9 protein-coding genes are annotated in these 12,250 nt (G+C 64.4%); 3 read left to right on the plus strand and 6 right to left on the minus strand.

Annotated features, from left to right (window positions below; genetic code table 11):
- Nucleotides 1-11 precede the first annotated feature (11 nt).
- Together QPK31_RS22710 and QPK31_RS22715 are read left to right on the plus strand one after the other, a co-directional pair.
- On the plus strand, nucleotides 12-1,481 hold the full coding sequence (locus tag QPK31_RS22710; protein ID WP_290425166.1) for an amino acid permease: 1,470 nt from the start codon (nucleotides 12-14) through the stop codon (nucleotides 1,479-1,481).
- Nucleotides 1,482-1,645: 164 nt separating this feature from the next.
- Nucleotides 1,646-4,147 carry an MASE4 domain-containing protein gene (locus QPK31_RS22715; RefSeq protein ID WP_290425167.1) on the plus strand — a complete coding sequence of 834 codons (2,502 nt, stop codon included), beginning with the start codon at nucleotides 1,646-1,648 and terminating at the stop codon, nucleotides 4,145-4,147.
- Between the two features lie 13 nt (nucleotides 4,148-4,160).
- On the opposite strand, the gene QPK31_RS22720 is transcribed toward QPK31_RS22715, so the two are convergent.
- The 3 genes from QPK31_RS22720 to QPK31_RS22730 all read right to left on the minus strand — a co-directional run bounded on the left by QPK31_RS22720 (nucleotide 4,161) and on the right by QPK31_RS22730 (nucleotide 7,502).
- Nucleotides 4,161-5,465 carry a tetratricopeptide repeat protein gene (locus tag QPK31_RS22720; RefSeq protein WP_290425168.1) on the minus strand — a complete coding sequence of 435 codons (1,305 nt, stop codon included), beginning with the start codon at nucleotides 5,463-5,465 and terminating at the stop codon, nucleotides 4,161-4,163.
- 113 nt (nucleotides 5,466-5,578) lie between these two features.
- Entirely contained in the window at nucleotides 5,579-6,325 is a 747-nt protein-coding gene (locus QPK31_RS22725) for an autoinducer binding domain-containing protein (RefSeq protein ID WP_290425169.1), read from the minus strand.
- An 82-nt stretch (nucleotides 6,326-6,407) separates the two neighbouring features.
- Nucleotides 6,408-7,502 carry an alpha/beta hydrolase gene (locus QPK31_RS22730; protein WP_290425170.1) on the minus strand — a complete coding sequence of 365 codons (1,095 nt, stop codon included), beginning with the start codon at nucleotides 7,500-7,502 and terminating at the stop codon, nucleotides 6,408-6,410.
- A 187-nt stretch (nucleotides 7,503-7,689) separates the two neighbouring features.
- On the opposite strand from QPK31_RS22730, the gene QPK31_RS22735 reads away from it, so the two are divergent.
- On the plus strand, nucleotides 7,690-8,022 hold the full coding sequence (locus tag QPK31_RS22735; RefSeq protein WP_290425171.1) for a PAAR domain-containing protein: 333 nt from the start codon (nucleotides 7,690-7,692) through the stop codon (nucleotides 8,020-8,022).
- 291 nt (nucleotides 8,023-8,313) lie between these two features.
- Here the strand turns inward: QPK31_RS22735 and QPK31_RS22740 are convergent, their stop codons facing one another.
- From QPK31_RS22740 to QPK31_RS22750, 3 genes are all read right to left on the minus strand, one after another.
- Nucleotides 8,314-10,473: a S46 family peptidase gene (locus QPK31_RS22740; RefSeq protein WP_290425172.1), complete on the minus strand. Its 2,160-nt coding sequence runs from the start codon at nucleotides 10,471-10,473 to the stop codon at nucleotides 8,314-8,316.
- Between the two features lie 115 nt (nucleotides 10,474-10,588).
- Complete coding sequence (gene cls, locus QPK31_RS22745) at nucleotides 10,589-11,866, minus strand: cardiolipin synthase (RefSeq protein WP_290425173.1); 1,278 nt, start codon at nucleotides 11,864-11,866, stop codon at nucleotides 10,589-10,591.
- Nucleotides 11,867-11,943: 77 nt separating this feature from the next.
- A complete protein-coding gene (locus QPK31_RS22750) occupies nucleotides 11,944-12,213 on the minus strand; it encodes a GlsB/YeaQ/YmgE family stress response membrane protein (RefSeq protein WP_020656446.1) in 270 nt (89 codons plus the stop codon).
- Between the last annotated feature and the right edge of the window lie 37 nt (nucleotides 12,214-12,250).

Here is a 12,250-nt window from a genome sequence, read left to right on the forward strand (position 1 = left end):
AAGGACTTTTCGTGAATCTGACACTGGGCCAGAAGCTGTTCCGCACCAAATCGGCCGAACGCGCACACGAGGACAGCCATGCCTACGGCGGCGCCGGCCTGAACCGCACGCTGGGCCTGTTCCCGCTGACCATGATCGGCGTCGGCGCGACCGTCGGCACCGGCATTTTCTTCACCATGGTGGAAGCGGTGCCGAAAGCCGGCCCGGCCGTCATCCTGTCGTTCCTGATCGCGGCGCTGACCGCCGGCCTGACCGCGCTGTGCTACGCCGAGCTGGCCGGGCGCGTGCCGGCCTCGGGCTCGTCCTACTCGTTCGCCTACGCCACCGTCGGCGAATTCGCCGCCTTCATCGTGGCGGCCTGCCTGCTATTGGAATACGGCCTGGCGGGGAGTGCGGTGGCGATCGGCTGGTCGGATTACCTGAATAATTTCCTGCAGAATGCCTTCGGCTGGGAGATCCCGGCCTCGCTGCGCTCCCCGATGTTCGTGTCCGACCACAGTAATTTGACGGTCCACTCCGGCAACTTCAATCTGCCGCCGGTGCTGCTGGTGATCATGTGCTGCATCCTGCTGGTGCGCGGCACCAAGGAATCGGCCACCACGAATGCCGTCATGGTCGTGATCAAGCTGGCGATCCTGGCCTTCTTCGCGGCGATCGCCTTCACCGGCTTCGACGCCAACAACTTCACGCCCTTCTTCAATACCGACGACAGCAAGGGCTTTGCCGGAATGGCCGGCGTGACGGCCGCCGCCGGCACCGTGTTCTTCTCCTTCATCGGCCTGGACACCATCGCCACCGCTGGCGAAGAAGTGAAGGACCCGCGCCGCAACGTGCCGATCGGTATTTTGGCGGCCCTGATCATCGTTACCCTGTTCTACCTGCTGGTGGCCATGGCCGCGATGGGCGCCCAGCCGGCGCACCTGTTCGAAGGCCAGCAGGCCGGCCTGTCGGTGATCCTGCAGAACGTGACCGGCAAGGCCTGGCCGGCGCTGGTACTGTCGGCCGGCGCGGTGATTTCCGTGTTCTCGGTGACCCTGGTGACGATCTACGGCCAGACCCGCATCCTGTATGCCATCAGCCGCGACGGCCTGATCCCGAAGACCTTCCAGAAGGTGAATCCGCGCACCGGCGCGCCCGTGTCGAACACCCTGATCGTCTGCCTGGTGGTGGGCCTGGTGGCCGGCCTGGTCGATGCCACCTTCCTGTGGGACATGGTAAGCATGGGCACGCTGACCGCTTTCATCGTGGTCTCGATCGCGGTGCCGGTGATCCGCGCCAAGCAGGGGCCGGGCGCCGAGCACGGCTTCAAGGTGCCGTTCGGCCCGTACGTGATCCCGGGCCTGTCGGTGCTGGCCTGCCTGTACATCATGAAGGATTTGCCGGCCGCGACCTACCGCGTGTTCATCATCTGGATGGCGGCGGCGGTGGCGACCTATTTCCTGTACAGCGTGCGCCACAGCAGGCTGAACCGGAAAGCTTGACCGGATAAACAAAAACGCCGCGCTCGACGCGGCGTTTTTTCTGCCCAAAGAAATGCCACAAATGATGGAGTTGTTGCAAATTAGTGATAATCTGCAACATTCCGCATGGCTGCCCTTACACATTGTTCGTCCGGCCCTGCTTGACGCATGATCACAGGACGACGATGAGCGATACTGTTTTCCCTTCCGCAACCACGCGCAGTGCATCGGCCCTGCTGCCTTTCCAGCGCCACGCCCTGTTCGTGGCAGCTGCCATTGCCGTCGCCACGCTGCTGCTGATGCCGACCGCGGCCGACAAGTGGCCCGCCATCCCGGCCTTCCTGCCGGCCTACCAGACCAGCATCATCGGCGCCTACACGGTGGCCGCCTATCTGCTCTACGGCTACTTCATGCAGACGCGCACCCATGCCGTGCTCTACCTGTGGGGCGGCTCGGTGTACACGGCGCTGATCCTGGCGGCCCAGTTCCTGTCGGTGCCGGGCGCCTTCATTCCCGGCGCGCGCCTGCTCGGCGGCGGGCAAACCACCAGCTGGCTGTGGTTCTACTGGCACCTGGGCGCGACCGGCATGCTGTTCTGCTACGCCTTGGCCGAGCTGCGCGCACCGGGCCGGCGCGTAACCGACACCCGCGCCGCCTTCCTGCGCGCCCTGGCCTGGACCGGGGCCACCGTCGCCGTCACCCTGGCCTCGGTGACGCTGTTCGAGGCGCGGCTGCCGATCGTCGACATCGCCGGCGATTTCAACCGCATCACGCACAGCGGCTACGCACCCTTCATCCAGGCCGTGATCGTGGCGGCGCTGCTCATGATGTGGCGCGCCACGCGCTTCCGCACGCCGATCGCGGCCTGGATCGGCGTGGCCATGGTGGCGCTCGCCTTCGACAACCTGATCACGATGGCGGGCGGCACGCGCCTGTCGATTGGCTGGTACGTCGGGCGCCTGAACGCCTTGTTCGCGGCGCTGGTGATGCTCGGCCTCTACCTGAAGGAAATCAACCGCGTCTACCTGCGCGCCACCGAGCACGCGCGTTTGCTGGCCGAGGCCCATGCGCGCCTGGAGGGCGAACATGCCCGCTTGATGAGCATGTTCGAGCAGGCGCCGGGCTTTGTCGCGGTGCTCGGCGGCGACGATTGCCACCTGCAGATCGTGAACGCCGCCTTCCGCGACCTGGTGGGGCCGCGCGAACTAATCGGCAGGCCGATCCGCGAGGCGCTGCCGGAACTGGAAGGGCAGGGCTGGTTCGAGCTGGTGGAAAACGTCTGCGGCTGCAGCAAGCCGCACGTGGAACACGGCATGAAGCTGCGGCTGCAACGCGGCGACGGGCCGCCCCACGAGGTGATCATCGACGTGCTGTTCCAGCCCAACCTGGGACCGGACGGCGAACTGGCCGGCGTCTTCATCCAGGGCCAGGACGTGACAGAGGAACACCTGGCGCGCCTCGAACTGGAGCGTTACCAGGACCACCTGGAAAGCCTGGTGCAGGAGCGCACGCGCTCGCTGGAGGAAACCCGGAACGCCCTGATGCACTCGCAGAAGATGGAAGCGATGGGCAAGCTGACCGGCGGCGTGGCCCACGATTTTAACAACGTCCTGCACATCATCAACGGCAACCTCGACCTGATCAAGATGCTCGCCGCCGGCAACGCCAAGGTCGGCGAGCGCTGCCAGTCGGCGCAGACGGCGGTGCGGCGCGGCGCCAAGCTGTCCTCGCAATTGCTGGCCTTTGCGCGCAAGCAGCCGCTGCAGCCGAGCGCGCTCAAGCTGGAAGACGTGTTCGCGTCCATCGATTTGCTGCTCAAGCGCGCGGTGGGCGAGCGCATCGACATCCGCTTCGATAGCGCACCCGATGCCTGGAACGTCGAGGTCGACCCGCAGCAGCTGGAAAACGTGATCCTGAACCTGGCCCTGAATGCCAGCGACGCCATGCCGGAAGGCGGCGCGCTGGCGATGACGGTGGCGAACGTTGCCGAGGGTCCCGACGATGGTGAGTTCGTGCGCCTGTCGTTCGCCGACACCGGCACCGGCATGAGCGACGAGGTCAAGGCGCGCGCCTTCGAGCCCTTCTTCTCGACCAAGGGCGTGGGCAAGGGCACCGGCCTGGGCCTGAGCATGGCCTACGGCTTCGTCAAGCAAAGCGGCGGCCACATCGACATCGAGAGCGCGCCGGGCGCCGGCACCACGGTCCACATCCTGCTGCCGCGCACCGGTGCGGCGGCCAGCATGCGCAAGGCCGAACGCGCGGCCGAGGTCAGCGGCGGCAGCGAGACCATCCTGGTGGTGGACGACGAACAGGACATCCGCGAGAACGTGACCCTGATGCTGACCGGGCTCGGCTACCGCGTGCTGGGCGCCGCCAGCGCCGACGCCGCCGCCCGCCTGCTCGAAAGCGAAGCGCACATCGACCTGCTGTTCACCGACGTGATCATGCCGGGCGCGATGAGCAGCCGCGAACTGGCCGAACGCGCCCGCGCGCGCCATCCCGGCATCCAGGTGCTGTTCACCTCGGGCTATACCGAGGACGCGGTGATCCGCAACGACCGCCTCGACGAAGGCGTGCACCTGCTCAGCAAGCCGTATGCACGCGAGGAACTGGCGGCGGCATTGCGCCGCCTGCTGCAAAAAGCCGGGCAAGCACCCGACGTCGCCGAGGAAACGGCGCCGGCCTAAGGCCGGGCCTGGGCTAGCGCAAAGCCGCCCGGTGCTTGCCGAAGAAGGCGCCGGCCTGCCGCACTGCGTCGTCGTAGCCGGCGCGCCGCTGCCTGCGCAGCATCCAGGCGGCGAAGCCGGTGCCGCCCAGCCACAGGACACCGAGCGGCGTCGCGTTCATCAGCAGGCCCAGGCCGATCAAGCCCATCAACAACAGCGCCATGCCGGCCAGCACGGGCAGCAGCTTGCTGCAGTTCTTCGGGTAGGCCGTCACGATGTTGCCGTTGGCCTTGGTGACGCTGCCGTCCTCGAGGTCGAACACGGCCGTCGCCACGCCGCGATCTTCCTTGTCCGGGCCGGCGAACAGCACCGCATAGGCGCGGCCTTGCACCAGGCTGTCGCGCGCGGGAATGCTGGCCGTGAAGTGGCGGCCGCTGGCGGTCTCGAAGGTGGCCACGCGCCAGTAGGTGGTCGAGGTGCTGACATTGCCGTTGTAGCTCGATACCGAGGTATGGCTCTTGCTCTCCGAATGCACCAGGCGGCCGATGTTCGGGAACATCTTCCACTTGCCGCCATAGGCTGAAAACCAGGCGATGGCGTCCCATTCGGCGCGGCGCTGGCGCTCGTCGGCATCGTTCTGCATGCCCTGGCTGGCTTGCACGGCGTTGGTTTCCCCGTATTTGGCGGCTTCGGCGATCAGGCCGGCGTAGTTGTCGCCATCGACCGGCGTGGCGCCCAGGCGGATCGCCTCGGCCTTCAGGTAGAGGGCGCGGCCCCAGTCCAGCGGCGCCACGCGGCGTGTCGCGCCCGACATGAAGTGGCTGTAGCGCTGCAACACGTCATAGGCATTCTGGGCGTTTTGCGGGATGTGGCGGCCTTCGAGATACACCTCGGCCAGCAGCAGGGCGGCGTCGGTATTGATGCCGTTTTCCGCGCCTTCCGACAGCAGCTGCAGCGCCTCGAGCGGCTTGGCCGGCCCGCCTTCGCCGGCCAGCATCATGCGCGCCAGCAGGTTGGTGGCGCCCATGTCGCCCATGCCGTGCGCCAGGCGCGCGTTTTCCAGCGCGCTCGCGAAATCGTTCGATTCGCGCTGCAGGTGGGCCAGCCAGAAGCGGCTGAACGAGGAGCCCAGTTCGGCCGCCATCTTCGTGTACTTGAATTCCTTGATGCGGTCTGCGCGGATCGCCGGGGTGCCGTCGGCATAGGCGCCGACCAGCAGTTCGGCCGCTTCGATATTGCCTTCCTCGGCCAGGGCGGCGGCTTCCTTTTCCGCGCGCGCGGCGTCGCCGGGGACGGTGCTGTTGAGTTGCTGCTTGAGATCGTCGAGGTCAATGATCATGATGAACGGACTGGAAATGGAGTCGAATGGGGAGACGGATGAGCCGATCCATTCTAGGAGCCGCCATTCCCGGCGTGACCTGTAAGCCCTTACAGGATGCGCCGCCGCCGTGTTCAGGGAGCGATCAGGCCAAGCGCAAAGGCCCTGGCCACCGCCTGTGAGCGGGTGCGGGTGTCGAGCTTCTTCATGGCGTTATCGACATGGAAGATCACGGTGCGCTCGGCCAGCGCCAGGATGCGCGCGATTTCCCAGGACGTCTTGCCGGCGCCGACCCAGGTGAGGACTTCCTTTTCGCGCGCCGTCAGCCGTACCGTGGTTGCCGGGGGCTGCGCCTGGGTGTCCAGGCGGCGCATGCTTTCGTGCAGGTAGCTCATCAGCATGTGGCCCTGCGCGGCCTGCTGCTCGACCACGCGCAGGTCGCGCTGGCGCGTGCGTTCGCGCGTCAGGCTGAGCAGGCCAAGCACGCCGCCGCCGCCGATCACCGAGCAGGTCATGCCCGAGCCGATGCCGTGCTGGCGCGCTTCGTCGAAGAAGCCGGCGGTGCGCGCATCCTGGGGCCAGGCCTGGCGGTGCCAGACCGCCGGGAGCATCGAGCGGCTGCATTGCGCGATCAGGGGATCGACTTCGAGATAGCCGGCGGCGATGTAGTGGCTGGTCCAGGCCAGCGGGTAGTCCGAGAGGATGTTCCCGGCCGAGAAGTCGGTGGCGTCGAAGCGTTGCTGCGCATCGCGCACGCGTCCGGCCGGGCTGCCGCCGTAGACAAAGGATTCGAAACCGAGCCCGTGCACCGTGCGGCGCAGGTTGTCGAGCAATTGCTCTTTGGTCGTTGCCAGCAGCAGGGTCTCGAATTGGCGCAGCATCTCAGGATGGTGGCGGACAGGGGTTCGAATGCATAATAGTTTGATAATGTAATTTTACTTCAAGTAGATCAGTGCGGCACAGCTACTGTTCCTCGCGCACCAGGGGGCGCACATGGTTCAGCAGGCTGACCAGGGTCTTGCCCGGCTCTTCCCACGGCACCATGTGCGCCGAGCGCTCGAACCAGACCGCCCCTTTCGACGGCGCTTTTACCTGATCGAGCCAGGCGACGGTGGGTGCGGTCGGCGTGGTGTAGTCGTGGCGGCCGAGGAACATCACCACAGGAATCGGGAAGATCTTGACCTGCGAAAAATCGACCTTCACGAATTCCGGCAGCAGGCGCCCGAGCGTGAACAGGCTGCCCTGGTCGATGGCTTTCACCTGGGCCGCGTCGTAGTCGGGCGAGAGCAGGGGGCCATTGAAGTAATACGTCGAGGTGCTGCGGAAGGCGCTCAGGCCGCCGTAGTGCTGGGGCCACTTGCGGGCGACGATGATGCGTTCGCGCGTGATGGGTTCCGTGCCAGGGTAGGGCGCGATCGAGGCCAGGTCTTTTAGCGCTTCGTCGTTCTTGTGCAGCTTCGCCTGCTCCACGGCGTACTCGTAGCTGATGCGCTCGTTTTCGCGGGTGCTGATCACCTGGCCGATGCCGACATAGGCGTGGAACAGGTCAGGCCGTTTCAGCGCCGCGCCCATGCCGACGACCGTGCCCCAGCTGTGGCCCATCAGGACCAGCTTGCGCTTGCCGTAGCGCTTGCGCACGTATTCGGCCACCTCGATGGCGTCGTCGACATAGCGTTCGATGCGGATCGTCGGCGCGACTTTCTCCGGGTCGCTTTCCAGCAAGGTCTTGCCGGCGCCGCGCTGGTCCCAGTGCACCACTGTGAAGTATTCCTCGATGGGGCGCTGGAATTCCCACATCGTCGGCGTGATCGGCGCCGCCGGGCCGCCGTGCACGAACAGGATGATGGGGTTGCTCCGGTCCTGGCCGCGCACGTTCAGCCATTGGTCGATGCCGCCGATGCTGGTCTTGTACGATTCCTGGATGCCGCTCGGGGCGGCGATGCGTTGCAGGTCGTCGATGGCGGCGCGGGCGCGGGCAAGGTGTTTCGTGTCGCCGCTGTCCTGGGCCAGGGCGGGCAGGCCGAGCAAAGCAAGGCAGAAAAGCAGGACGTTCTTCATGGCGCCTCCGCAAAGAGCGAACAGTCGAGCGCACAGGATAAGCCGGTATTGGCCTCGGGTGGGCACGCTTGCGACGGGATGGCGGATCGCAGGGGTGAGCGGTCGTCGTGCTTTGCATCGCCTCAATGCGTGCAATTACCCCTCCGTTAGATTGGGCAGCTTACCCGACTCGACCGCAGGAGACCGCATGCTCAAACGTTATCTCATCTTGCTTGGCGCGCAGGCGACCGCCGGCGGCACGGTCAAGACCGCCACGTCCTTCATGTCGTATAACGGCTTGCCTTACGCGCTGGAGGGCGACCTGGTCGACTGTCCGGCCTGCGGGCAGCAGGGAAGCATCGAATGCGTGGCGCCACGCCTCGCTGCCCGTTACAACGGCAAGCAATATGCACTGGAACACGACTTGTGCGTATGCGGATGTAGTCCGCCGCCGCGCCTGATCGCGAACCAGCAGCACAACTGCCAGGTGCTCGACGACACTGGTTCGAGCGGCAATTCGCTGGACGCAATGCAAACCTGACGGCAAATTCACGAGCTGGTCCCCACGCCTTACCACGTTCCATTTGTGGAAAGAAAGCGACCGTATGGCGTTCGTTCTCCGTACAGCTGAACAGTTCGAACGACTATTGAAGAGCGGCGAACGGTTTGCCATAGAACTGATTGCGATGATGACGACGACGCACGGTTCCTGATCGATGTCGGCCTGGGGAAGGAGGTAGGAAACTGAGAGAAGGCGATTGTCGTCGTCATGCCCATGAAAAAAGCCACGCGCCTTCCGGCAGCGTGGCTTCGTTTTACTGAACGCCCAAGATTACAGTGCGTTCATTTCCTTCAGCAGGTTATCCGCTTTATCCACGTGCTTCATGTTCCACAGGATGTAGCGCACGTCGACCTGGATGTCGCGGGTGTTGGCCGCGTTGAAGTCCCAGTCCGAGATGATCGAATCCAGGGTGCCGTCGAAGGCCAGGCCGATCAGCTCGCCGCGCTTGTTCAGCGCTGCCGAACCCGAGTTGCCGCCGGTGATGTCCAACGTGGCCAGGTAGTTGACCGGCACGGTCTTCAGCACAGGGTCGACATACTTGCCGAAGTCCTTGGCCTTGATCGCGGCCAGCTGGGCTGCCGGTGCATTGAACTCGCCTTCGCCGGTGTTTTTCGCGACCACGCCCTTGACGGTGGTGAACGCGGTCCACGAACCGGTGCCGTCGGCGCCATGGTCGCGGCCCATGATCTTGCCGAAGGTGACGCGCAGGGTGCCGTTGGCGTCCGGATAGACGGCCTGGCCCTTGCTGTTCATGTAGGCGATCTTGGCCTTCATGTAGCCGCCGTAGGCTTTCTGGATCTTGCCGGCGAGTTCTTCCTCTTTGGCTTCGTCCTTCAGGTCGGCGTCATACATGGCAACGGCTGCCTTGATGAAGCTGTCGTTGCTGGCCTTGAATTCGGCCGGCGACTTCTTCAGCCAGGTCACGCGCTCTTCCTTGTTGGCCAGTTTCGAACCGGCGTAGGCCTTGTCCAGGGCGGCTTTCAGTTCTTCCTGGCTCATGCCTGCGCGCAGGCCGAGGGCGTCGTTGAAGGCCTTGTCCTGCTCGGCGGCTGGCTGGGCCAGGTACTTGGTCAGGAAGTTCATGACCAGCGCCTTGTCGACCTTTTCGTCGTAGGTGCGGTCCTGGCCGGTGATGACCGAGGTGACGCGCGCCATGTCGCGTTCCTGGTAGCCCGATTTACGGGCGGCGTCCGGCTTGGTGCGCTCGTTGGCCAGGCGGTACAGGCTGCGTGCCGAGCTCAGGAAGCGTGGCTGGGCGTAGCCCAGGTAGAAGCCCTGCTTGGTGTGGGCATCGCGCTCGGCGATCAGCTTCTCGGCGGTGTCGATGTCGGCGCCGAACTGCTTTTTACGCGCGGCGTCGCTGTTCACCCATGCCTTCAGGGCATTGTGTTCGGCGGTCTTGCGCTGCAGGAAGTCGCTCTCGCCGTACGAGGTCAGCATGCCCTTGCGGTTCTTGTAGTAGTTGTTCACGCCCGCGATCTGGCCGGCGTACTTCAGCTTGGCGGCCGGGTCGTTCTTGGTTTCGCGTTCGATGATGGCCAGCACTTCACCCGAGGCTTGTACGAAGGCCGGGTAGTTCCAGTCGAAGGTGTACTGCACTTCCGACGGCAGGCGGTGGCGGTTGGTGCGGCCGGGGTAGCCGGCGACCATGATGAAATCGCCTTCCTTCGAGCCTTCGGTGGCCAGCTTCAGGAAGTGCTTCGGCACGTAAGGGACGTTGTCGGCGGCGAAGTCGGCGGCCTTGCCATCTTTCGAGACGTAGGCGCGGTAGAAGCCGTAGTCGCCGGTGTGGCGCGGCCACATCCAGTTGTCGGTGTCGCCACCGAATTTACCCACGCCCGACGGCGGTGCGTGCACCAGGCGCACGTCGCGGATTTCCAGCTGTTTCAGGCGGTAGAACTCGAGGCCGCCGTAGTAGCTGGCCACGGTGCAGCGGTAGCCCGGGGTCTTCTCGCAGGCAGCAACCATTTCCTTCTGGTTCTTTTCGATCGCGTCGATGCGCGCCTTGCCGTTCAGCTTGGCGACTTTCTTGTCGATGATCTGGTCGGTGACGTTGGTCACTTCTTCGGTCACGAAGACGCGGCTGCCCGGCGCGGCCGGCACTTCTTCGCCCAGGGTCTTGGCCAGGAAGCCGTTCGCCAGCAGGTCGCGCTCAGGGGTCGAGTTGACGGCGACGCTGTTGTACACGCAGTGGTGGTTGGTGATGACCAGGCCCTGCGGCGACACGAAGGAAGCCGAGCAACCGCCCAGGCTCACGATGGCGCCCATCGGGAATTCGGTCAGCTTGGTCAGGGTGGCCGGATCGAGTTCCAGGCCGGCGGCTTTCAGTTGCTGGGCTACTTGTGGCAGCTGCTGCGGCATCCACATGCCTTCGTCCGCTTGTGCGGCGAAGCTGGTCAGGATGGCGAGCGAGAGAAGGGTCTTTTTCATTCGCGTGTCAGGGATGGTTGATATCAGGAGCGTCCGGCTCCGCGGAGCACCCCGGAGTATGGGTACTCCACTGTTGCCTCGTCAACCAATATTTCCGTTTCGTGACACGCGGTCTTTACAGCTGCGACCCCAGCAGCGAGGCCGCTTCGCCGGCCAGTTTTTCCATCACCGGACGATTGCGCCAGGCCTCCAGTGTGATCGGGCGCGCGCGCTTCCAGTCGTCCTCGAAGACTTCCCGCTGGGACTTGGCAAAGGCCGGGTCGAGCAGGTTCAAATTCGCTTCGTCGTTGATGCTGAACGAGCGGTTATCGAAGTTGGTGGAACCGACCGAGACCATCATGTCGTCGACGATCAGCGCTTTCACGTGGTACATGGTCGGCTGGTATTCAGCGATCTTGATGCCGGCTTCCAGCAGCGGACCCCAGCGCTCGCGCGAGGCCACGCGCACGATGTCGGAATCGATGTCCTTGCCCGGCGTGATGATGCGCACGTCGACGCCGCGCTTGGCGGCTGCCACCAGGGCCTTGATCGCCAGTTCGTCCGGCACGAAGTAGGAAGCCGACAGCAGGATCGACTGGCGCGCGGCGGTAATGGCCATCAGGTACATCAGGTGCATGCTGGCGCTGCCGCCGGTGGGCGAGCTGGAAAACATTTGCGCCGGAATCTCGCCGCGTGCCTGCAGCGGCGGGAAGTAATCGGGGCCGTCGAGGACGGTGCCGGTGGACTTGGTCCAGTTATCGGTGAACACGGCCTGCATCTGGCCGACCACCGGGCCTTCGACGCGGAAATGGGTGTCGCGCCAGTGGTCTTCGTCCTGGGCATTGCCGCGCCACTGGTCGGCGATGCCGACGCCGCCGGTGAAGCCGATTTGGCCGTCGACGATCAGGAGCTTGCGGTGGGTGCGGTTGTTCAGGCGCGCCAGTTTCCACCAGGCCGGCTTGTGGTAGCGCTGTACCTGCACGCCGGCGTCGCGCATCGTTTTCAATGAATCGTCGTCCATCTTGATGCTGCCGACGAAGTCGAGCATCACGTGCACCTTGACGCCGGCGCGGGCGCGCTCGGCCAGGGCGTCGCGGAATTCGTGGCCGATGGTGCCGGACCAGTAGATATAGGTTTCGAAGGTGATGCTGGTTTTCGCCTTGCGGATGGCGTCCAGCATGGCCGGGAAGATCTGGTCGCCGTTCAACAGTACATCGACCTTGTTGCCCTCGATGATGGGCGGCCCCAGCAGCACACCCATCGAGCGCCGGAACTGGGCGTCGTGGATATCGTACTGGCGCGTCAGTTGGGTCTCGATCTGCTTTTCGCTCGGCATGAAGTTCAGGGCGAGGAAGCCGGCCAGCAGGGTGACGATGCTGGTGATCAGGACGATGGTGAAGATTCTGGAGCGCATTTGAATTCTGGAAGAACCGATCAAAAAAAAACCAACGCATCAGGCGTTGGTTTTTATAAATGGCTTACCACTTTGTATTAACGAACGCGGCCGCGGCGCAGCAGATTGACGATGGCCAGCAGGATGACAGCGCCCAGGAAGGAAACCAGCAGCGACGACACGCTGAAGTCGTCCGAATTGATGGTGCCCGAACCGAACAGCGGCGACAGCAGCCAGCCACCCAGGAAGGCGCCGACGATACCGACCACGACGTTCAGAATCATGCCTTGCTCGGCATCGGTCTTCATGACCATGCTTGCAAGCCAGCCCAGGATACCACCGACAACGATCCAGATAATGAATAGCATTTTTAGTTCCTCCTCATAGTGAAAAAACCTACCTGAG

It is taken from the genome of Massilia sp. YIM B02769 (assembly GCF_030411995.1).
Taxonomy (GTDB): domain Bacteria; phylum Pseudomonadota; class Gammaproteobacteria; order Burkholderiales; family Burkholderiaceae_D; genus Telluria.

Excerpts from the sequence above, each read along its gene's own strand:
- QPK31_RS22715 (WP_290425167.1), top strand. The coding sequence starts at position 1,646 with ATGAGCGATACTGTTTTCCCTTCCGCAACCACGCGCAGTGCATCGGCC.
- QPK31_RS22720 (WP_290425168.1), bottom strand. The coding sequence starts at position 5,465 with ATGATCATTGACCTCGACGATCTCAAGCAGCAACTCAACAGCACCGTC.
- QPK31_RS22725 (WP_290425169.1), bottom strand. The coding sequence starts at position 6,325 with ATGCTGCGCCAATTCGAGACCCTGCTGCTGGCAACGACCAAAGAGCAA.
- QPK31_RS22730 (WP_290425170.1), bottom strand. The coding sequence starts at position 7,502 with ATGAAGAACGTCCTGCTTTTCTGCCTTGCTTTGCTCGGCCTGCCCGCC.
- QPK31_RS22735 (WP_290425171.1), top strand. The coding sequence starts at position 7,690 with ATGCTCAAACGTTATCTCATCTTGCTTGGCGCGCAGGCGACCGCCGGC.
- QPK31_RS22740 (WP_290425172.1), bottom strand. The coding sequence starts at position 10,473 with ATGAAAAAGACCCTTCTCTCGCTCGCCATCCTGACCAGCTTCGCCGCA.
- cls (WP_290425173.1), bottom strand. The coding sequence starts at position 11,866 with ATGCGCTCCAGAATCTTCACCATCGTCCTGATCACCAGCATCGTCACC.
- QPK31_RS22750 (WP_020656446.1), bottom strand. The coding sequence starts at position 12,213 with ATGCTATTCATTATCTGGATCGTTGTCGGTGGTATCCTGGGCTGGCTT.